The 19,831-nt window shown below is 41.7% G+C and carries 22 protein-coding genes; 18 read left to right on the top strand and 4 right to left on the bottom strand.

Going from position 1 to position 19,831, the window contains the following annotated elements; genetic code table 11:
- Window positions 1–4 precede the first annotated feature (4 nt).
- The 3 genes from HWQ44_RS24025 (at window position 5) to HWQ44_RS24015 (ending at window position 1,414) form a co-directional block, all read left to right on the top strand.
- A complete protein-coding gene (locus HWQ44_RS24025; RefSeq protein ID WP_292724000.1) occupies window positions 5–346 on the top strand; it encodes a 2Fe-2S iron-sulfur cluster-binding protein in 342 nt (113 codons plus the stop codon).
- Window positions 347–692: 346 nt separating this feature from the next.
- Complete coding sequence (locus HWQ44_RS24020; protein WP_292723998.1) at window positions 693–1,094, top strand: phage holin family protein; 402 nt, start codon at window positions 693–695, stop codon at window positions 1,092–1,094.
- A gap of 128 nt (window positions 1,095–1,222) precedes the next feature.
- A complete protein-coding gene (locus HWQ44_RS24015) occupies window positions 1,223–1,414 on the top strand; it encodes a YqaE/Pmp3 family membrane protein (protein ID WP_292723996.1) in 192 nt (63 codons plus the stop codon).
- Between the two features lie 205 nt (window positions 1,415–1,619).
- Here the strand turns inward: HWQ44_RS24015 and HWQ44_RS24010 are convergent, their stop codons facing one another.
- Window positions 1,620–2,420: a histidine kinase gene (locus HWQ44_RS24010; protein WP_292723995.1), complete on the bottom strand. Its 801-nt coding sequence runs from the start codon at window positions 2,418–2,420 to the stop codon at window positions 1,620–1,622.
- A gap of 191 nt (window positions 2,421–2,611) precedes the next feature.
- Here HWQ44_RS24010 and HWQ44_RS24005 point away from each other — a divergent pair, with 191 nt between their 5' ends.
- The 6 genes from HWQ44_RS24005 (at window position 2,612) to HWQ44_RS23980 (ending at window position 6,174) form a co-directional block, all read left to right on the top strand.
- A complete protein-coding gene (locus HWQ44_RS24005; protein ID WP_292723993.1) occupies window positions 2,612–2,836 on the top strand; it encodes a hypothetical protein in 225 nt (74 codons plus the stop codon).
- 65 nt (window positions 2,837–2,901) lie between these two features.
- Window positions 2,902–3,237, top strand: a complete 336-nt coding sequence (gene petJ / locus HWQ44_RS24000) for a cytochrome c6 PetJ (protein WP_292723991.1) — start codon at window positions 2,902–2,904, stop codon at window positions 3,235–3,237.
- A gap of 162 nt (window positions 3,238–3,399) precedes the next feature.
- Entirely contained in the window at window positions 3,400–4,419 is a 1,020-nt protein-coding gene (locus tag HWQ44_RS23995) for an aldo/keto reductase (protein ID WP_292723989.1), read from the top strand.
- Between the two features lie 58 nt (window positions 4,420–4,477).
- A complete protein-coding gene (locus tag HWQ44_RS23990) occupies window positions 4,478–4,666 on the top strand; it encodes a hypothetical protein (RefSeq protein ID WP_292723987.1) in 189 nt (62 codons plus the stop codon).
- Window positions 4,590–5,042 (top strand): tetratricopeptide repeat protein, encoded by a 453-nt coding sequence (locus HWQ44_RS23985; protein ID WP_292723985.1) that lies wholly within the window; start codon window positions 4,590–4,592, stop codon window positions 5,040–5,042. Before HWQ44_RS23990 ends, HWQ44_RS23985 begins: the two co-directional genes overlap by 77 nt.
- 274 nt (window positions 5,043–5,316) lie before the next feature.
- The gene (locus tag HWQ44_RS23980; protein WP_292723983.1) at window positions 5,317–6,174 is read left to right on the top strand and encodes a sulfurtransferase; all 858 of its coding nucleotides are present in this window, start codon (window positions 5,317–5,319) and stop codon (window positions 6,172–6,174) included.
- Window positions 6,175–6,271: 97 nt separating this feature from the next.
- Here the strand turns inward: HWQ44_RS23980 and HWQ44_RS23975 are convergent, their stop codons facing one another.
- Window positions 6,272–6,967, bottom strand: coding sequence for a pentapeptide repeat-containing protein (locus tag HWQ44_RS23975; protein WP_292723981.1), 696 nt, complete (start codon window positions 6,965–6,967; stop codon window positions 6,272–6,274).
- Window positions 6,968–7,460: 493 nt separating this feature from the next.
- Between HWQ44_RS23975 and HWQ44_RS23970 the strand changes: the two genes are divergently transcribed.
- The 7 genes from HWQ44_RS23970 (at window position 7,461) to HWQ44_RS23940 (ending at window position 14,102) form a co-directional block, all read left to right on the top strand.
- Window positions 7,461–8,099 (top strand): glutathione S-transferase, encoded by a 639-nt coding sequence (locus tag HWQ44_RS23970; protein ID WP_292723979.1) that lies wholly within the window; start codon window positions 7,461–7,463, stop codon window positions 8,097–8,099.
- Between the two features lie 471 nt (window positions 8,100–8,570).
- On the top strand, window positions 8,571–9,239 hold the full coding sequence (locus HWQ44_RS23965; RefSeq protein ID WP_292723975.1) for a cysteine dioxygenase family protein: 669 nt from the start codon (window positions 8,571–8,573) through the stop codon (window positions 9,237–9,239).
- Window positions 9,229–9,984 carry a class II aldolase/adducin family protein gene (locus tag HWQ44_RS23960; protein WP_292723973.1) on the top strand — a complete coding sequence of 252 codons (756 nt, stop codon included), beginning with the start codon at window positions 9,229–9,231 and terminating at the stop codon, window positions 9,982–9,984. Before HWQ44_RS23965 ends, HWQ44_RS23960 begins: the two co-directional genes overlap by 11 nt.
- Window positions 9,985–10,135: 151 nt before the next feature.
- Window positions 10,136–11,254 (top strand): sulfonate ABC transporter substrate-binding protein, encoded by a 1,119-nt coding sequence (locus HWQ44_RS23955; RefSeq protein WP_292723971.1) that lies wholly within the window; start codon window positions 10,136–10,138, stop codon window positions 11,252–11,254.
- Between the two features lie 101 nt (window positions 11,255–11,355).
- Complete coding sequence (locus HWQ44_RS23950; protein ID WP_292723969.1) at window positions 11,356–12,177, top strand: NADPH-dependent oxidoreductase; 822 nt, start codon at window positions 11,356–11,358, stop codon at window positions 12,175–12,177.
- Between the two features lie 47 nt (window positions 12,178–12,224).
- Window positions 12,225–12,467, top strand: coding sequence for an SDR family oxidoreductase (locus HWQ44_RS23945; protein ID WP_292723968.1), 243 nt, complete (start codon window positions 12,225–12,227; stop codon window positions 12,465–12,467).
- Window positions 12,468–12,755: 288 nt separating this feature from the next.
- Window positions 12,756–14,102 (top strand): NAD(P)/FAD-dependent oxidoreductase, encoded by a 1,347-nt coding sequence (locus tag HWQ44_RS23940; protein ID WP_292723965.1) that lies wholly within the window; start codon window positions 12,756–12,758, stop codon window positions 14,100–14,102.
- A gap of 218 nt (window positions 14,103–14,320) precedes the next feature.
- Here the strand turns inward: HWQ44_RS23940 and HWQ44_RS23935 are convergent, their stop codons facing one another.
- Window positions 14,321–16,942, bottom strand: a complete 2,622-nt coding sequence (locus tag HWQ44_RS23935) for a DHH family phosphoesterase (RefSeq protein ID WP_292723962.1) — start codon at window positions 16,940–16,942, stop codon at window positions 14,321–14,323.
- 192 nt (window positions 16,943–17,134) lie between these two features.
- Window positions 17,135–17,632 carry a quercetin 2,3-dioxygenase gene (locus tag HWQ44_RS23930; RefSeq protein ID WP_292723959.1) on the bottom strand — a complete coding sequence of 166 codons (498 nt, stop codon included), beginning with the start codon at window positions 17,630–17,632 and terminating at the stop codon, window positions 17,135–17,137.
- A gap of 300 nt (window positions 17,633–17,932) precedes the next feature.
- On the opposite strand from HWQ44_RS23930, the gene HWQ44_RS23925 reads away from it, so the two are divergent.
- Window positions 17,933–19,201: a GAF domain-containing sensor histidine kinase gene (locus HWQ44_RS23925; protein ID WP_292723956.1), complete on the top strand. Its 1,269-nt coding sequence runs from the start codon at window positions 17,933–17,935 to the stop codon at window positions 19,199–19,201.
- Between the two features lie 143 nt (window positions 19,202–19,344).
- Complete coding sequence (locus tag HWQ44_RS23920) at window positions 19,345–19,785, top strand: thermonuclease family protein (protein ID WP_292723953.1); 441 nt, start codon at window positions 19,345–19,347, stop codon at window positions 19,783–19,785.
- Window positions 19,786–19,831 lie beyond the last annotated feature (46 nt).

Genomic DNA, 19,831 nt, shown 5'->3' with positions numbered 1-19,831 from the left:
GCAGATGGCAGTTTATCAAGTTCGATTTATCAATCCTCCACTTGGATTAGATCGCACCATTCCAGTACCAGACGATCAATATATTCTGGATATGGCGGAAGAAGCTGGTATCCGCCTCCCATCTGGGTGTAAACAAGGCGAATGTTCTGCGTGTATTGCTAAACTTATTAGTGGTGAAGTCGATCAAAGTGAGCAAAAATTTCTGCGTCCAAGCGAAATACGGGCTGGTTATGTTGTTACTTGTGTAACTTACCCTTTGTCTGATTGCACTTTAGAAACTCATCAAGAACAAGTCTTATATAAATCAGCCCTTTACTATAAGCCTGAGTCTGGAAAATCTGAGTGATTTTTGCGGTGTGACATTAAATTAATCTTAAATTTATAGGGTGTGTTAAATTTGTTTAACGCACCCTGAAAACATTGAAATCCGTTAGATATCTCCACAAATTAATATGTGTTATCCAGAACTCTTGTAGAGACGTAGTAGTGCTACGTCTCTACTCCTATGTCTAAATGTATGGGTGTGCAGATGTGCGCCCATACTATGTATTGATAACTGCTATAGTTTTCTCAATGATAGACCTAATGGTAGAAGGAAATTCTATCTTGCAAGAGAGGTGAAACTTTAGCAGATAGTTAAAGATGATATAAGAAGTTGCAAATAGAAAATCTCTAGTTATTAGGTAAAAACAATGTTGACTCCATTATTAACCGCCCTAGCTACAGCTTTGAGCCTATTGATTGTTGATTTAGTTGTTCCAGGCGTTAATATTGCTAATTTTCCCGCAGCTTTGATTGCTGCTTTAGTAATTGGTTTAATTAACGGTTCAGTTAAACCAGTTCTGTCTGCTCTTTCTCTGCCACTTAACTTTCTTTCATTTGGAGCATTTTCGCTCATCGTCAACGGTTTATGTTTCTGGTTAGCAGCAGTGCTAGTTCCTGGGTTCGCAGTTCGCGGACTTATTGGTTTCCTTCTAGGCCCAGTAATCCTAACTTTTGCTAACACCTTCATTAACAACTATTTTGTTGAAAGAAACCTTTTAGCTAGTAGTGGTGATGTAAAGAGTCAAGCTGAATTACCTTCTTCTAGATAAGTTAGTTAGAAGCGGTAGAAATGCCAGTTACATAACGTTTCTACCATACATAAAATCTCCGAAGGTGGATTTCCTCATTCGGCATCCTCAAATGAATGTATTAAACAAAATCACAAAATTGTAACATCATGAAATTAGTTCGTTTTCTTCTAGGTTTGTTAGTGCCTCCTTTAGGCGTTTTCTTGACAGTTGGAGTTGGCCCAACTCTGTTTATTAACATTCTGCTCACAGTTCTAGGTTGGCTTCCTGGTAGTATTCATGCAATTTGGGTTATAGCCAAGCATGATGAGCAAGTTAATCGAGAAGGACGTATTTACTAATACGCAATAGCAATTTGATAAATAAATGGGTAATTGTAGTGTCACAATTACCCATTTATTTATCATACCGCAATCAGCAACATCGAAAAGATGAGTTATATCTGTAGTTCAATTAAATAGAAAAAATCTGTAAATAAATTTTCACCAAAATAGGGTGGGGAAATTCCCACCCTATTTTTCTAAGTCAATTAAATGCCAAAGCAGTCTATTTATGAATCGTCTCCCGTTCTTTATCAGCAGGTTCTTTATCTTTGAATAAGTCAGCCGCTGTTAGAAGTAACTCTCTCAAGGTTTGTTTAATTTGGCGTTCTTTTCTTGCTAGAGATGTACCAGCTTCACCTAGTTTATCTTCTAGTTGCGATCGCTTTTGTCCTACCTGTACAGCTACAGACTCCGCTTGGGGACGAGCTTTATCATACCAGTGTTTAGCCTCGTCTAGATAATCTTGAACCTCCATATTACGTCCGCCGTAGCGTGCAGCCATATTAGCTCGGACAATGGCTAGCTGTGCTTGCAGTTGTGCGTAACGCTTCTTTAACAATCCGACTTCTTCACTATCTTTAATCGCATTGACAGCAGAATCAATTGCAGTTTTGGTACTCGCAGATTTTTCCTTACCTGTCTCTTCAATCTCTGCCAAGATTACATCAACCTCTTGTTGGAGTTGTTCTTCTTCACCATCCAGTTGAGCTTGTAACCTTTTTATATCTGTTTGAGTTTGAGCAATGCTCTCGTGTCTTTTGCTATTAATCCCTTCCAGCGCTCCTTCAATAGAAGCTGTCACTTCATCTTTGAGTTCGCTACCTTTTTCTTGGAAGTTTTCTATTACAGCAGAAACTGCATCTCTTACAATGCTACGAACTTCAGTAGAACCTTGTTTAAACTCAGAAGCTACTTGAGAGACTGCGGATTTTACAATTTCTCGAATCCGATCAGTTCTTAATTGTCCGGTTTCTTTAGCTTGTTGCAAGTCGGCTTGAATTTGTTGTTTGATATTGTTAGGCATTTTCAACTCTTGGAATTTAACTAATTGGGATAAAAGTTTTTAGACATGTTCCTACACCCACATTATGGCGTAGCCTGATTGAGCTAGGCACTTCCTTTAGATAGAAAATTCCAGTCCCAAAGAGGTGATGTGTAAGATGTTGCCCATTTGTGAGATGATTAATATTTGTTGGTAGTAATTGAGATGAAAATATGTGGCGAGTAAATATTACTTGTTCGGGTGATGCCTGGAAAATCTATGGTGTTGATTTTAAAGCGATCGCAGAGAAATATCAAGGTGAATTGATTGGTTCCAAAAAAATGCCAGATGGGACGCGCATCATGTCTTATAAAATTGAAGATGTTAGTGATGCAGAGGCTTTTCAAGAAGATTGTGCAAATTTTGCTGGATTTACAACTGACTTTGAATCACTTTAGTATTAGTTCTGATACTTATAGCTGTAAATAGCTGTAACCAGGATGTCAAAATATGGAGAATTTAATTGAAAAAATTACTCACATTAGTATTAGTAACGTTTTTGTTATTAATCAGTACTTTTACTTTACCTGCTAGTGCAGTAGACACAGTTAATGGTGAACAAATATTTAGTGTTCATTGTGCTGGTTGTCATATCAACGGTAGCAACATAATTAGGCGAGGTAAAAATCTCAAAAAGCAAGCGCTGAAAAAGTATGGCATGAATTCAATAGAGGCAGTTACATCTATCGTTACCAATGGTAAAAATAATATGTCAGCTTACAAAAAGCGTCTCACTGAACAGCAAATTCAAGACGTTGCTGCTTACGTTATTGAACAATCTGAAAAAGACTGGCGTTAGAAAGCTAGAAGTTGGGAGTTGGGAGTTATGAGTTAGGAATTAATAATGATCAGCTATGATTTATATATCATTAAAATCTTAATTCCTCCCTTTTCAACGCACTTGCTAGAACTCTCTTGAGCAGAGCAAGGCAGTGGTTCCTCCTAACTCCTAAACTTGAAAATGAACTTACCCGCAGCTAGCCGTCTCCAATTTACTCCTGATTTGAACATCTGCCGCATATTAAATGGGATGTGGCAAGTCTCTGGCGGACATGGACAGATCAATCCCCAAGTCGCTATTGAGACGATGTTCAAATATGTAGATGCAGGCTTCACTACTTGGGATTTAGCAGATCATTATGGCCCCGCAGAAGACTTTATTGGTGAGTTTCGCTGTCAACTAATTGATACTCGTGGAAAAGAGGCTTTATCTCAGGTACAAGCCTTTACAAAATGGGTGCCTCGTCCAGGCAAAATGACAAAAAAACTCGTTGAGGAAAATATTGATATTTCCCTGAGAAGAATGAATGTGCAATCGTTAGATTTATTGCAATTTCACTGGTGGGAATATCAGGATAAAAATTACCTGGATGCCCTAAAATATATGGCAGAACTTCAGACTGAGGGTAAAATTAAGCATCTAGGTTTAACTAATTTTGACACGGAAAACTTGAAGATTATTACCGAAGCAGGTATCAAAATCGTTTCTAACCAAGTACAATTTTCCCTTGTTGACCGCCGTCCCGAAGTTAATATAATGCAGTTTTGTCAACAGCATGATATAAAGCTTTTTACTTATGGTACGCTGTGCGGCGGTTTGTTATCAGAAAACTATTTGGGGAAACCGGAACCGCGAGGATTTGATCTAGCTACTGCTAGTTTGAAAAAATATAAAAATATGATCGATGCTTGGGGTGGGTGGCAATTATTTCAAGAGTTGCTAGCTATCTTAAAGGAAATTGCTAATAAGCATAGGGTAAGTATTTCCAACATAGCAGTGCGTTACATTTTAGATCAGCCAACTGTGGGCGGTGTGATAGTTGGTGCCAGACTTGGTGTATCTGAACATATAGAAGATAACGCCAAAGTATTTAGTTTTAGTTTAGATGCTGACGATCGCGATCGCATCAATGCAGTATCTCGCCAATCACGCGATTTATACCAGCTTATCGGCGATTGTGGCGACGAATATCGGCGATAATTTCGGGAAAAAGGTGATAATACGGTGAAGGTTACTGTGGAAACTCCTGCTGTCAGCCATGTCCCTAAGCTTCACCTTCGCCCTCAGTCAACAGCAAACTTTTGAACTGCGCTGTAATTACGGCTCGCGTCGCCTGGATAAAACGGAGTTAGCAGCACTCATTGATTTGTGTGGACATCCCAAAAGCGATCGCACTTTGGGAACAATCCTTAGAAATATCCGAGCAGATTGGCGATGTCAAAGGTAAAGCCACTACCCTCAACAACATGGCACTGGTAATCGCCCAACAAGGGGATATCCCAAAAGCGATCGCACTTTGGAAGCAAGTTGCTTCCACACTTGCACAAACAAGTGCATACGGTGATTTGGTAACAGTTCTGAATAACTTAGGTGTAACAGATGAAAGCAACGGTTTGGTTTACCTAGCTCAAGCAATCTGGTTGACGCTGAGAATTCAAGCTACTTTAGCACTGACTATTCAATTAATGCGTGCTTTATATAATGCAGTGCCTCAAGGTCATGAACTAGAAACTGTGCTAGTAGCAACGGCAACGTTCTTTTGCAACTACCGAGGTGAAGATCATCCCCAGTTAGAGGAACTCAAAAAGCTTATACCAATTTAATATGAAGCTGCATAGAATAAAGCTTCCAGGATAAAGTTGTAAGAAGAGACAGAAATTACCTGCTCAAAAGTAAGTTGGTCGAATATTTCTTGGATGCGCTCGCGTAAAGCTTGTAAAGAAGAAAAAAGTTAGTTAGCGAAAGCAGAGTGTATTGATTAGCCACAAAAGTTCTCTCGTAACATTCAACATTCATTCTCCTGTGATTTCCATGACAAAACGCTCTCTCTACTGAACGCGATAATGCCTAATGGTACGATAACATCAGCATGAAAGCGTGAATACAAAACTCCTCATTTCTCCTCAACAACTCACGTCTCTGTTAGCAGAAAAGTTATCACAGACTGTCATTATCGATACGCGAACTCCCGAAGATTATGCTATTTCTCATATTCCTCAATCCATAAATATTCGAGATTTTTTCACCTATCTTTTAGAGAATTCCTACCCAGCAGGATTAAAGAAATTGCAAGAGTATTTTGCACAAATTCTAAGCAGGGTCGGAATATCGGGTGCAGAACGGTTAATTGTGTATGAAGATACTTTAAGTAAAGGTTATGGTCAATCTTGTCGAGCAGCTTTCTTGCTGAAGTATTTAGGTTGCGCTCAGGTATCTATCTTACACGGTGGATATAGAGCATGGCTTAGGGCGGGATTACCTACTACCGATGAAGTACCATTACGTGAAAGCAGCATATTTAGATTGCATCCTAACGCTGATATGATGGTGACTACCACCGAGATGTTGCAAGCAATTGACAATCCAGCAATTATTAAATTAGATGTGCGCGACAGCGAGGAATGGCTTGGGTTGAGTTCTTCTCCCTACGCTGTTGATTTTTGTCCTCGCAAAGGCAGAATCCCTAACGCTGTATGGCTAGAATGGCATCGGTTGATGACATTTGAATCGGAAATCCCCACCTTTCGATCGCCAGATGAAATCCGAGAAATTTGTCAGTCAGTAGGTATTACTTCAGATTCCATTGTGTACATTTATTGCTTTAAGGGTTCAAGAGCTGCTAATACATTAATAGCACTAGAAGAGGCAGGAATTTCTGCCAGAAATTATTTTGGCTCGTGGAATGAATGGTCTCGTGAATTCTCACTACCGATTGATAGCAGAGTTATGCAATGAGCGTGTAAGCTTGCTGATAGTTAGCGATGTCTAGGTTGGGCTACGCCTACGCACATTATTATCGTTGGTTACTTAAGCAAAATGCCTCTAGGCGCGATCATTGTTTAGCAAAAGCCAAGTCACTTTCAATTAACTTAGCATTTGTTAGGTTAGCCCCACTCAAATTGCATTCGTGAAAATTTGCCCCTCTTAAGTCTGCTAGTGCTAGATTAGCTCCTGTTAAATCTGCATCAGTGAGGTTAACTTCACTTAAGTTAGCGCTACTTAGGTTAGCCCCCTGAAGTGAAGCTTGTTGCAGGTCTGCCCCCTTTAGGTTTGCCCTCATTAGGTATGCCTTACTCAGGTCGGTTCCACTTAAATTAGCTTGACTTAGGTCTGCTGCTGTTAAATCAGCTTTACTGAGATTGGCTTGATTTAGGTCTGCCCAACTCAACTGAGCATAACTTAGGTTAATTTCACTTAGCTTCACTGATGTAAGTACTGCACACCTCAAATTAGCATTAATAAAATTTCTTTCTCCTATTGCATAACGGCGTAAAATTTCATCAGTTGTTACTCTGTCTAAAACAGCTTTGGAAGCTCCTTGATAACACCATGTAGCTTCTAATATTTTGGCAGCAGTGTTAATAGCTACCTCATCACATTTGTCTACCATCACACCATTGCAGCCATCCCACTGACCGTTAAGCATCAGGGCAATCTCACTAGCGGCAACAATTGAGTCAAATAGTAAAACAGAGTCTTTGTGTCGTTTTAACCAGTTATTCCAAACAATCGAGATAATATTTTTCATTTCTTTCAGTTTTGGCACTTTCAGACGATTACGGCTCTAACTTCCAGATATTAATCAACTATGCTGACTCTACCTCTGTCTGGAGTTAAATATTGAGGGTTAGTTCCACCAGCCGCCAGTACAAAAGAGTTACAATCAGCTTAAGTACAAACGTCTGCAAGAACTAAGTGTAATATATTGCACCACTACATTCTGACTAATAACAATCAGACTGGTGTGTGTAACAACCGACCATTATTGTACGGTCTTAACGAACGCTTGCTAAAAATCGTCTCTTGAAATGGTGGAAGTATTTGACCAGACTGCATCAACTCTTCCCACTCCAATACGGTTTGGATAAGCAGGGGAAGCAGAAGAGAAATTGTTAATTATTTTACATACCTCTACTTACATACCCAAGACAAACCACCAGATAGATGAAGAGTGGGGAAACTGATGATAGGTTGAGACGATGAAAAGCTCCTAATAACCCCATTGTCAAAAAGTAGCTATTATGATCGTTGTCCATCATCTCAACAACTCGCGATCGCAGCGCGTGCTATGGCTGCTTGAAGAATTAGGTATCGAATACGAGATTAAGTTCTACCAACGCGATGAGAAAACGATGCTGGCACCGGCATCGTTGCTCTCAGTCCATCCACTCGGTAAGTCACCAGTGATCACAGATGCAGAAGAAACGGTTGCTGAGTCGGGCGCTATCATTGAATACATAGTGGGTCGCTACGGCAATGGTCGGCTAATCCCACCATCCGGTACGCCGGAGCGTCTGCGCTATACCTATTGGCTGCATTACGCTGAAGGCTCTGCAATGCCACCTCTGGTGATGAACCTCGTCTTTAACCGTTTTTCGACAGGAGACAGCAGCGTCAACGATGCATTTATCGCGCCCCAGATCAAGCTTCACTTTGACTACATAGAAGGTGAACTTCATAAGAGTACCTGGTTTGTAGGCGAAGAATTTACCGCCGCTGATATCCAAATGAGCTTTCCTCTAGAAATAGTTGCTATGGAAGCCGAACTGATCTCAAGCCGACCAAAGATTAAGCAATTTATCGAGCGCATCCATGCACGACCTGCTTACGAACGCGCCCTTGAACGTGGAGGCAAATACGACTTCGCCAAGAGCATTTAAAAATTCGGCGTTGCATATTTGCGGGATGATTTTGCTAGTTTTGTGGGATGGGCATCTTGTCTGTCCCTTGTATTTCAAGGCTCTCGTGTCGCCCACCCTACAAGAATCATCCCTTGATTCAGCAACGCCAAAAATTCTTGTACCCCGACAATGGCTTCAAGCAGACAAGCAAACTAGGACTGGACTAACCTCACTTTAGCTCTGGGGTTTTTGTTTTGATTCTCGATACCAACCAACAACCGTTATATCTAGTCCGTATCAGCCGTACTAGGCTGCTCTTGTCACAAGGTAAAGCTACCGGATTCTAGCTATATCCTTTTAGTATCATTCTGAAAGAGTCCCTTTCTCATCTAAAACTTGAGCAACTTGGCTGCAAGATTCACCCTGGTGTTAAAACTACTAGTACTATTGTCAGTAAAGATAAAATAAATTGCTATTTATCTTAGTCGCCTCCCAAACTGAGGAATATAGATGACGAACCACACCATCTTAGAACCATTGCCAGAAGACCAATGGTTTATTGAGAGCCAGGAACTACAATCCTTTGTAGCAACAGTGCGGGAAATTAGCGCTAGTACTGTTGGCGATCGCACCCAAACTCTCACCAAACTAGAACCCTATTTTCAAGAACTCCTTGCCCAACAGCAATGGCTACCGGAAAAGTTTGCCCAAGTCAATCCCGAAAGCCGGATGGGTGGCGGTATTGGTCAATGGTTGCTTTATCGCGCCAAAGACCGTTCCCTGTCAGTATTCAGTTTGGTAATTCCCCCAGATTCAACGACTCCCGTCCACGATCATTTGGCTTGGGGATTGATTGGTTTATATAAAGGTAATCAAGAAGAAACAGTCTATCGCCGTGTAGATAGCGGTGATGCAGAAGGACACGCACAATTACAAGTAACTGAAGTGCGATCGCTTCAACCAGGAGATATCTACGGCCTCTTACCCCCAGATGGTGATATCCACGCCGTCAAAACCACATCCCAGAGCGCATCTGTATCCATTCATATCTTGGGTAATGATACTGGTTGCATTTTGCGTCACCAGTTCATCCCAGAATCTCACAGCGTCAAATCCTTTCGCTCTGGATATTCTAACGCTCCCTGTAAAGAAGAGGAAGAAAAAGAACATGCCCAATAGACCACAACCCCCAGTCTTCGAGCGAGTTGAAGACGAACGCCTGCACCGTAAACAACGCCTCGCCGCTGCCTTTCGCCTGTTTGGTAAGTTTGGCTTCAGCGAGGGCATCGCAGGCCATATTACGGCTCGCGATCCTGAGTTTACAGACCATTTTTGGGTCAATCCATTCGGGACATACTTCGGTCATATCCGAGTTTCTGACCTGATTCTAGTTAACAGAGAAGGTGAGGTGGTTAAAGGCGATGCTGAAGTGAATCAAGCTGCTTTCGCGATTCATTCTCAAATTCATGAAGCTCGAACTGATGTAATCGCGGCGGCTCACGCCCATTCACTTTATGGTAAGGCCTGGTCTAGTTTGGGGCGTCTCCTTGACCCCTTAACTCAAGATTCTTGTGCTTTTTACGAAGACCATGCCCTGTTTGACGATTTTACAGGTGTTGTTTTAGAAACTTCTGAAGGTCTGCGACTGGCGCAAGCCTTGGGGCCAAAGAAAGCCATAATCCTACGTAACCATAGCATTTTAACTGTGGGACATACAGTAGATGAAGCTGCCTTTTGGTACATTAGCTTAGAGCGATCGTGCCAAGCCCAACTGCTGGCTGAAGCTGCGGGTAGACCCACAACTATCAAACACGAAACAGCCCGTTTAACACAGACTCAAGTGGGATCGCATACAAGTGGGTGGTTCAGTTTTCAGCCCCTTTACGACCGGATTGTGCGCGAAGAACCCGATTTGCTAAATTAGTGCTGTGTTTTTTGGCACTGGGATAATAGGCGGAGAAGTATCAATTTACCCAACTTCCCGCTATTTTTATGTCAATCAAACCTAAATTATTTATATACACCGTTAAACCTATAGGTTTATAGTATTAATATAATTCAGAGAACTCATTTTGATGATTAACTTCATCTTTCGCCGTTTCATTGCCAAGTGGATATCGTTGATAAAATTCACGAATATCTTCTTTAACGACCAACATAAATTATTCTTTTCTTCTCCTTTGCCAATAGTGGGGGCTTTTGTTACAGGTTTTTGTCTGAGCCTGCTATTTGCTGCTTGTTCATCGACACCGACTGTTAATGCCCCTAATTCCAGTACTACATCTCAGGGTAATTCTGCTTCTAGTAAAGCAACAGTAGTCAGATTTGGCTATCAAAAAACGACCATTCTGCTGAGAACTAAGGGTGTTTTAGAAAAGCGTTTAGCGCCACAAGGTATTACTGTACAGTGGACTGAATTTCAAGCGGGGCCACAACTACTAGAAGCGATGAATGTGGGTAGTATTGATATTGGCCCTGTGGGAGAATCACCGCCAATATTTGCTCAAGCAGCGGGAACATCACTAACTTATGTTGTTGGTACTGCGGCTACTCCAGCTAGTTCCGCAATTCTTGTTCCTCAAAATTCGCAAATTCAAAAAGTTACTGACTTGAAGGGCAAAAGAGTTGCCTTTCAAAAAGGATCTAGTGCCCACTTATTGTTAGTCCAAGCTTTAGAAAAATCTGGATTAAAATATACAGATATTGAACCTAAATATTTGGCTCCGGCTGATGCGCGTGCTGCATTTGTGAAAGGCAGTGTGGATGCTTGGGTAATTTGGGACCCATTTTATGCAGCGGCTCAAGAGGCAACTAAAGCTAGAGTCCTGATTGATGGCACAGGAATTAATAAACAGGGAGGATATTATTTGATGACTCGTAAATTTGTCACTGAAAATCCCCAAACTGTCAAGACAATACTGGAGGAAATTCAAAATCTCGAAGAATGGTCTAAACAGAATCGAGAAGAAGTAGCAAAAACTCTCGCGCCTGTGTTAGGAATTGATTTAGAAACGATGAAAAAAGCAACTAACAGGCGGACTTTTGGGATTGTACCAATTGACGAAAATTTGATAAATCTACAACAAGGTGTTGCAGATACATATTACAAATTGAAGTTAATTCCCAAAGAGGTAAATGTGAAGGATGCAATGTTGACAAAAGAAGAATATGCTGCATTTTCACCAAAAACTTAAACTAGTACAATGAATCGGCTGTAGGGACATAGAGATGTATGCACCTACAGATGAAATTGATATTAGTAGCAAATTTGAAAATGTAAATCTTGGAATTGATTATGACTAATCCTACAGAACTACTGCGATCGCGCTACGGTGAAATTCCCTTCAATCCCGAAATTGCATGGAATGATTCGCTCACAGCACTACTATCTCACCGTTCAATTCGTTCTTATCTAGCCGATCCTTTACCACCGGGAACTCTGGAGTTGCTAATTGCAGCCGCCCAATCTGCATCTACTTCCTCTAATTTGCAAACTTGGAGTGTGGTAGCAGTCGAAGATCAACAGCGCAAAGAGGAGTTATCCAAGCTGGCGGGAAACCAAGCACATATTAAGCAGGTTCCTTTATTCTTGGTTTGGTTAGCAGACTTGGCGCGTCTAAGTCACGTTGCTGACAGTCGCGGCATATCTCATGATGCGCTGGAATATTTGGAAATGTTTGTGATGGCAACAATTGATGCAACGTTGGCGGCGCAAAATGCAGCAGTTGCAGCTGAGTCGCTTGGTTTAGGAACAGTATATATCGGTGGAATCCGCAACCGTCCGCAAGAGGTAGCAGAGATATTGAATTTACCCTCCTCTGTGTATGCTGTATTTGGGCTGTGTGTAGGCTATCCAAATCCTGAAGTCGAAGCGGCGATTAAGCCAAGGTTGCCCCAATCAGCGATACTGCATCGTGAAACTTATAAATTGGCAGAACAAGAAGAAGCGATCGCTCACTACAACGACATCATCAAAGAATTCTATACTGAACAAAAGATGAATATTGCTGGTGATTGGTCAGAACACTCAGCCCAACGCATCGCCACTGTAGAATCATTGAGAGGACGCGATCGCTTGCGTGAAGCTCTCAATAACCTTGGCTTCAAATTACTGTAAATTATGGTGGTTCTCGTTTACGTGAGGTACACCCATAGGGGCACGGCATGCCGTGCCCCTACTGGACATATACAGAACGGGTAGAAAAATTAATCAACGCCCGCATTGCTAGAAATGGTGAAACGAAAGAAGCAGAAATTGCTAGAATCAATGGGACAGTCCCTTTGGGTCATATCGGGACACCAGAAGAGTTTGCCAATGTTGCGGTATTTCTGAGTTCACCAGCAGCCTCATTTGTGAAGGCAGTCATGCTGCAAGTAGATGGCGGAATTATTCAAAGCACATTTTGAGCGGCTTGATTGATAAAAATAATGAGCGGTAACAATATTGCCGCTCATATCATTAAGGCAGCAGAGGAGAAGCACTTCAGATACGCTCAGTGACCGAGGAGAGGGGTTTTTGGGCTTTCTGCATAGATTCGGAAATTAAAACTAATTAGCCGGACTTGATATCAAAACTAACTTTGACTACTTTCATCATTTCTTCAATTGTTCTAAATAGACAGCAACCAGTATCATAATGCTGTTACATCTTTGTTAAGAATAGTTACAACTTCTTAACACAAGGAAATATTTCTGATGGAAGTCTCACTTGAAAAGAATGCACCACATCGGGTTGTTGTCGTTGGTGGCGGCTTTGGTGGACTGTATACAGCAAAAGCTTTGAAGAAAGCAAATGTAAATGTTACTCTCATTGATAAACGTAACTTTCACCTATTTCAGCCACTTTTATATCAAGTTGCCACAGGTACGCTATCACCTGCTGATATTTCTGCACCATTACGATCTGTATTCAGCAAAAGCAAGAATACAAAAGTGCTGTTGGGAGAGGTAAATGATATCGATCCAAAAGCGCAACAAGTTATTTTGGGTGATGAAGTAGTACCTTATGACACATTGATTGTCGCTACAGGTGCTAACCATTCCTATTTTGGTAAAGATAACTGGAAAGAATTTGCTCCTGGTTTGAAAACTGTTGAAGATGCCATAGAAATGCGTCGCCAGATATTTTCGGCATTTGAAGCGGCAGAAAAAGAAACCGATCCTGAAAAACGCCGTGCTTTGTTGACTTTTGTGATTGTCGGGGGTGGGCCTACCGGTGTAGAATTATCGGGAGCGATCGCAGAATTGGCATACCAAACTCTCACAGAAGATTTCCGCAGCATCAACACCTCAGAAGCGAGTATTTTACTATTGCAAGGGGGCGAGCGCATCCTCCCACACATTTCACCAGAATTATCGAAAGTAGCAGCAGAATCTTTGCAAAAGTTGGGTGTGGCTGTCTACACTAACACCAGAGTGACAAAGATTGAAGATAACATCGTTACTTTCAAGCAAGGCGATGAATTGACAGAAATTAACTCAAAAACTATCTTGTGGGCAGCAGGTGTTCAAGGTTCGCCGATGGGGAAAGCCCTAGCAAAAAATACAGATGTAGAGTGCGATCGCTCAGGACGTGTGATTGTAGAACCGGACTTGTCTATCAAGGGTTATAAAAACATTTTTGTAGTGGGAGATTTAAGCAACTTTTCCCATCAAAATGGTAAACCCTTACCTGGTGTTGCACCTGTAGCCAAACAACAAGGAGAGTATGTAGCTAAACTCATTAAACGCAGGCTTAAAGGTGAGACTTTGCCACAATTTCGTTACAATGACGTGGGTACTTTGGCGATGATTGGGCAAAATTTAGCTGTTGTAGATTTAGGCTTAGTCAAACTCAAAGGTTTCATTGCTTGGCTCTTTTGGCTAGTAATTCACATCTACTTCTTAATCGAGTTTGACACTAAAATAGTAGTAGCAATTCAGTGGGGATGGAATTATATTACTCGTAATCGTCGCTCTAGATTGATTACAGGTAGAGATGGTTTTGTAGAAGGAAAAACTGTTAACAAGAGGGTGCAACAGCCTTCTGGTACACCTCTTTAACTTCAGGGATGACACCCGATAGAACTCGTATTGTGTCTTGCTAAAGACTTATCATTTAGACCGCAGGGGGCAGGGGAGCAGGGGGGCAGGGGAGCAGGGGAGCAGGGGAGCAGAGGAGCAGGGGAGCAGGGGAGCAGGGGAGCAGAGGAGCAGAGGAGCAGGGGAAGCAGGGAGCAGGGGGAAAGAGGCTGTGTAGTAAACGCTATAAACCCTTTAAATTATTTACTGTCATAGCTGGCGATCGCCACAATCGTAGATAAGGGAACTTCTGCAAAATACTGTTGCTGAAATTGTTCTTCTCGGACAGCAGCTAAAAATCGCGCAACTGCTTCGTCAGCAAGGTTTTCGGAACTATCGTTTGGATTCCAGGTAATTTGTAAAGAACGGTCTTGTCGTTGAACTGTGAACCCTAAGTATTTTAAAGCTTTGATGCCGACAAGTAAAGTTTGGTCGCTGATACCGATTTTCTCTAAAAGTTGTCCGCGGGTAACTAGTTGATTTGTGCGACTTAGATATTTAGCAATTCCGACAAGAGTCAGCCAAATTTGATTGGGTGGTTGATGCTTAGGTTTAGACCAAGCGATCGCTAATTGTTGCTGATTGTCAAGCCCGGACGTAGAGCGACTTATTGCCAAACATCGCCGCAACCACATACGTAAATCATCCCAATTCGTGGGACAATCTTCAATAATTAGTCCTGTTAGCGGTAGCGGGGCGTTTAGCCCATGTTGAGTTGCTGAGTGTTCCTGATTCCGTAAATCTACGATGAAGGGTAGATGCTGAGTAGTGAGTGCTGAGTTAGCAGAAGAACGCACGGCAATTAATCTAATTTCATAACGTTTTTTGAAGGTGTTGTAGTCTAGTTCTGCTATGCAATCACACCTTCCTATGGGCAATTCATCTTTGTAATGTCCCCACCATAAGCCAGGAAAAGCACTTCTGCTAGAATCATCCCGAATATCAAACTCAGCTTTAATGTACTGTACCTTTTTCCCTTGCCAATCCTGCTGATTGCGATGCCAAGAATTTTCAAACCAGCAGTTTTGAATTAGCAATTTCGGAACAGGATTACCCATTCCACAAGGTTCTAGCAGTTTCAGTTCCAAAAATAACTCTTTCCCCAAGTCTGCTACCGTTACCGTCAAGTCTGCTTGCACAGTTGGCGTTAGAGTTGTACTACCTAAAGATTGCCGCAACTGCTGATTAATCGCCGCTGTAAATAAAGGAATATTCTCCACCAACAAACTCAAACCAGCTGCAAAGGGATGTCCTCCAAAGCGGTGTAACAAATGTGCTTGCTCTTTCACCAGTTGGTATAAATCGACAGAATTCACCGAACGGGCGGAACCCCTTGCAAGCAGAGGGGCAGAGGGGCGGAGGGGCAGAGGAGAAGAATTGCTCCCCTGCTCCTCTGCTCCCCTGTCACTGAGCGTAGCCGAAGTGCTGTTCCCCTGCTCCCCTGCTCCCCTGCTCCTCTGCTTCCCTGCGCCTCTGCTCCCCTGCTCCCCTGCTCCCCTGCTCCCCTGCCCCTCTGCTCCCCTGCCCCCCTGCTCCCCTGCCCCTCTGCTCCCCTGCCCCCCTGCTCCCCTGCCCCCCTGCTCCCCTGCGCCTCTGCTCCCCTGCTCCCCTGCTCCTTCCGTACTCAACAAAATCGTCGGGCGTCCTGTTTCCTGTGCTATCTGTCCGGCGACTAAGCCCAATACACCCGCAGGCCATTGGGCATCTTCTAAGACAATGACGCTGGTGGTTGATAAATCTAGTTGAGTAAGTTTTTGTGCCACTTGTGCTTGCACATCTTTTTGTAAAGATTTGCGGCGGGCGTTGGCGAGTTCTGTAACTTCGGCGAGTTCGTTACAACGTTTGACATCCCGACTAGTTAATAATTCCACGCAGAAACTAGCATCACCTTGGATGCGACTAACGGCGTTAATTCTTGGCCCCAAACCAAAGGAAATATCTGTGGGGCGATCGCCACTTTTCTGGCACAATTCTAATAATCTTCCTACCCCTGGCCGCCGCCGTGCTGCTACTGGCTGTTTAAAATCTTCTTGCAGTCGTTGAATTCCCATCTGTGCTAAGTAGCGACAATCTCCACTTAACTGCACTAAGTCGGCAATTAATCCAACTGCAACTAAATCTAATAAATCCTCCAACGGATATTTTGCAACATTGGGCAAGCTTTGATATAGTGCTTCGACCAACTTATAAGCTACTGCCACCCCAGAAAGATTAAATAACTGATGTTCCTTTGGAAAATAGCGGGGATTGATAATCGCTGCAACCGGTGGGCGTTCGGCTGGTAAAGTGTGATGGTCTGTAACTATTACATCTATACCTAGCTGTTTGGCATAGATAATTTCTTCAACATTTGTGCTACCTGTATCGCAAGTAACTATTAATTTGCAACTTTGTTTTGCTAAGTTATCAATTCCTTGATTATTAAGCCCGTGGGATTCTTTCAGGCGATTGGGAATATAGTAAACTAACTGAGTATTTTGAGCGAAAAACTGCCCCAATCCATCCCAAAGTACCGATGTAGCGGTAATACCATCGGCATCGAAGTCTCCCCAAATGGCGATTTTTTCTTTAGTATTATATGCTTGTTGCAACCGTGCGATCGCTAGATGCATTTCTTGCCCAAACTCAAAGGGACTTGCTGGTTGATAAGTTTTATAGTTAATAAAAGCTGTTAATTGTTGACGATCTTTAATACCCCGTTGCCACAACAACTGCGCTGCATACAGTCCACTTGATGCAGGTGTATACTGTTTCACTGCTTGGATAAACCACTCTGGTGGTTGTTCAGTTGCTGTTATAGTCCACTGCTGTTGTTCTGGCATATAAATAAAGTTAGGAGTGAAAACTTTTAAAATACAAGGCTGTGTTAAAGCATTAAAGATGGCTAATACAGAATCACAAATATTTTCAGAAAGTCAAGTCCCTAAAATCATACGACTTAAATCTCATCGTATCTATAGGATTCCTTCTTTTCTATTCCCTCCACAAATAGATTCAATAATCAAATCGAAATACTATACCTGCAAAGATTCAGCAGACGGCGGAATAATTTCAAGACCATATTTTGAAGCAGCAGCCAAAGCTTTTTCCATGTCTGCGGGATTAACGCTAGGTAATTGCGTCTTCTCTGAGACTGGCACACCTATTTCCCTAAAAAACTTTTCTAACCCTGCTGGTGTGAACCAGCAAAGTAATTTTGCTGGCTTTGTACCGATATTTGTAAACCTGTGGAGTTGACCTTTAGGAGAGTGAAGAAAGGTTCCAGGAATTGCTAAGATAATCTTCTCATCAAGCTGAAATTCCAATTCTCCCTCTTGAATATAGAAAGCTTCATCTTCATGACTATGAATGTGGGGAGGTGTACCGTTTTGTGGTTGAACGGCGATTTCAATTAGAGCATAAGCTTGACCAGTTTCTTCACCTACCGCCTTAAAGGTATACAAATCTCCAAGCACCCAGTACGAAGAACCTTGTCCTGGTTGCTGTAATATTCCTTGTAAATTGACTGTCATAGTGATTTACTTGTGAGATGCTTTCTAGTAATTAGGTAATTTGTCGCTCAATAGCCATTGCCTATTATCTACTTTATCTACTTCTGAATTACCGAAAAATTGCTATTTTATAATTCATAACCACTTTTCAAGTAATTTTACTACATTACTCCCCACTCTCCACTCCCGTTGTATGCAAATAGGAGTTGTCTCTAGTAAAATCTTTCTATCAACTCACATCTTGTATTTCAACGATTAAAATCGCGGCTACCCAAACCAAGCTTGCGGAAACAGGCTGCAAAACCCATGCAATAGGCATCCATGAGCAAAACCAGTGATGACGAAATTTTGTTGCACAAGCAAACTTGGCATCGTGAGCGGCAAATAATATCACGTTTATCTTCTTTGAATTATCGAACTGGCGAACTGGGTAGTTATTTACACAACATTGCTTGCGGAGTCAGCGAACTCATTGGAGTTGACTGGACGGTTGTTACCTTTTGCCAAGAGGGCTTTGAAACTGTTCTAGCCAGTAGCCTTGAAATGGGCGAAGGCGAACATATTTATTCACTACATGGTTTACTAACTGGTACTGTTATCAAAATGGGTGAATCATTAGCAATAAAAGATGCTCAAAAACACCCAGAGTATGGACAGGCTCCAGAAGGTTATTGTGCATATTTAGGGATACCATTGCGGACTGCTGAAAGTGAAGTGATTGGTACTATCTGTTCTTTTAATCGTCTACCACATGATTTTACAAAAGAAGATATCCAAATTGTGGAATTGTTTGCTGAACGAGCTGCAACAGCAATTGAAAACTATCATTTCTATCAACAACAGTGCAAATTTAATCATATTCTAGAAGCTGAGGTAGAAAAACGTACCGCAGAATTACAAGCAGCCCAAGCCAAGCTTTTAGAGCAGGAAAGATTAGCAGCAATTGGTGAATTCGCTGCTATTATTGTGCATGAAATTCGTAATCCCTTGACTACAATGATTATGGGATTAAAATATTTCCGAAAAACCATTTTAACAGAATCTGCTCAAGAGCGATTAGCGTTGGCACTGAGTGAAGCTAATCGTTTAGAACGCCTATTAAGTGAAATTCTACTCTACGCCAAGCCCCAACTGTTGCAAGTTTTTGAATTAGACGTGAATGAATTCATTTATGAGTTGCTTGTATGCATTCGTGAAATGCCAGAAGCTTTAGAACGACAAATTGAATTTATTCCGGCATCACCTACGGTAATAATCTTAGGAGATAAGGACAAACTGAAACAAGTATTTATCAACATTGTTCGCAATGCTTGCGAAGCAATTCCAGCAGAAGATATTGTTAAATTGAAAGTAGATTGTTCCTATACAGATAAAGTTTGCATTAATGTCCATAATGGCGGTGAGCCAATTCCATCAGAAATTATCGCCAAACTTTTTCAGCCATTTTTCTCTACAAAACCTTGTGGCACTGGACTAGGACTTGCTATTACCAAACGCATCGTCAATGCTCATAGTGGAGAACTGTTAATCTCTTCTGACCTCTTGGCAGGAACTACTGTGAGTGTTCAATTACCTGTAGTTATTAAATGAAGTTTTGATTGATATAAATGCCAGGTTTTTGCAATGATAATATTTATTACTTTTATTTTGATTTGCAACTTGTGAGCTAAATCACACTAGCAACCTCAGCACTGAAATAAAATTCCATTTATGCATAAAAGATTACACACAAAATGATGGAATTACTTCAACTAATTTTGGTGCTAGGTACAGTCGTTGGTGTTGCAGACGGGAACACAATTTTGTTTAAAGATAATGCAGGACAAACAACTACAATCAAGCTAGCGTGTATTAATGCACCAGAGGCGACTGACAAGCGCTATGGTTTAGCAGCAACACAAAGACTAAAACAGCTATTACCACCTCAAACTCCTGTCGTAATTAGAAGCACAGAACAACTTAAAAATGGTCGCCCCGCTGGTGAAGTGTTTGTAGATAATCGGTCAGTAAATCTCCTTTTGGTAGAGTCAGGTAACGCCGTTGTTGACCAAGAGTCTTTACACAATTGCTACGAGAGCAAAACCCAATTTTTAATTGCAGAAGCTAATGCTAAAAATAAGCACTTGGGATTGTGGCAACAATCAAAATTACAGTTAAAACTTCATGCGAAGTAAGCGACGCACCATTCGTTAGGATTTGGTGCGTTACGCTGTCGCTAAA

It is taken from the genome of Nostoc sp. JL34 (genome assembly GCF_017114945.1).
In the GTDB taxonomy this organism is placed as follows: domain Bacteria; phylum Cyanobacteriota; class Cyanobacteriia; order Cyanobacteriales; family Nostocaceae; genus Nostoc.
Note: the sequence above shows the minus strand (reverse complement) of the source record. Positions and strands in the feature narration are given on the sequence as shown.

Excerpts from the sequence above, each read along its gene's own strand:
- HWQ44_RS24025 (WP_292724000.1), top strand. The coding sequence starts at position 5 with ATGGCAGTTTATCAAGTTCGATTTATCAATCCTCCACTTGGATTAGAT.
- HWQ44_RS24020 (WP_292723998.1), top strand. The coding sequence starts at position 693 with ATGTTGACTCCATTATTAACCGCCCTAGCTACAGCTTTGAGCCTATTG.
- HWQ44_RS24015 (WP_292723996.1), top strand. The coding sequence starts at position 1,223 with ATGAAATTAGTTCGTTTTCTTCTAGGTTTGTTAGTGCCTCCTTTAGGC.
- HWQ44_RS24010 (WP_292723995.1), bottom strand. The coding sequence starts at position 2,420 with ATGCCTAACAATATCAAACAACAAATTCAAGCCGACTTGCAACAAGCT.
- HWQ44_RS24005 (WP_292723993.1), top strand. The coding sequence starts at position 2,612 with ATGTGGCGAGTAAATATTACTTGTTCGGGTGATGCCTGGAAAATCTAT.
- HWQ44_RS23995 (WP_292723989.1), top strand. The coding sequence starts at position 3,400 with ATGAACTTACCCGCAGCTAGCCGTCTCCAATTTACTCCTGATTTGAAC.
- HWQ44_RS23990 (WP_292723987.1), top strand. The coding sequence starts at position 4,478 with ATGTCCCTAAGCTTCACCTTCGCCCTCAGTCAACAGCAAACTTTTGAA.
- HWQ44_RS23975 (WP_292723981.1), bottom strand. The coding sequence starts at position 6,967 with ATGAAAAATATTATCTCGATTGTTTGGAATAACTGGTTAAAACGACAC.
- HWQ44_RS23970 (WP_292723979.1), top strand. The coding sequence starts at position 7,461 with ATGATCGTTGTCCATCATCTCAACAACTCGCGATCGCAGCGCGTGCTA.
- HWQ44_RS23965 (WP_292723975.1), top strand. The coding sequence starts at position 8,571 with ATGACGAACCACACCATCTTAGAACCATTGCCAGAAGACCAATGGTTT.
- HWQ44_RS23960 (WP_292723973.1), top strand. The coding sequence starts at position 9,229 with ATGCCCAATAGACCACAACCCCCAGTCTTCGAGCGAGTTGAAGACGAA.
- HWQ44_RS23955 (WP_292723971.1), top strand. The coding sequence starts at position 10,136 with ATGATTAACTTCATCTTTCGCCGTTTCATTGCCAAGTGGATATCGTTG.
- HWQ44_RS23950 (WP_292723969.1), top strand. The coding sequence starts at position 11,356 with ATGACTAATCCTACAGAACTACTGCGATCGCGCTACGGTGAAATTCCC.
- HWQ44_RS23945 (WP_292723968.1), top strand. The coding sequence starts at position 12,225 with ATGCCGTGCCCCTACTGGACATATACAGAACGGGTAGAAAAATTAATC.
- HWQ44_RS23940 (WP_292723965.1), top strand. The coding sequence starts at position 12,756 with ATGGAAGTCTCACTTGAAAAGAATGCACCACATCGGGTTGTTGTCGTT.
- HWQ44_RS23935 (WP_292723962.1), bottom strand. The coding sequence starts at position 16,942 with ATGCCAGAACAACAGCAGTGGACTATAACAGCAACTGAACAACCACCA.
- HWQ44_RS23930 (WP_292723959.1), bottom strand. The coding sequence starts at position 17,632 with ATGACAGTCAATTTACAAGGAATATTACAGCAACCAGGACAAGGTTCT.
- HWQ44_RS23925 (WP_292723956.1), top strand. The coding sequence starts at position 17,933 with ATGAGCAAAACCAGTGATGACGAAATTTTGTTGCACAAGCAAACTTGG.
- HWQ44_RS23920 (WP_292723953.1), top strand. The coding sequence starts at position 19,345 with ATGATGGAATTACTTCAACTAATTTTGGTGCTAGGTACAGTCGTTGGT.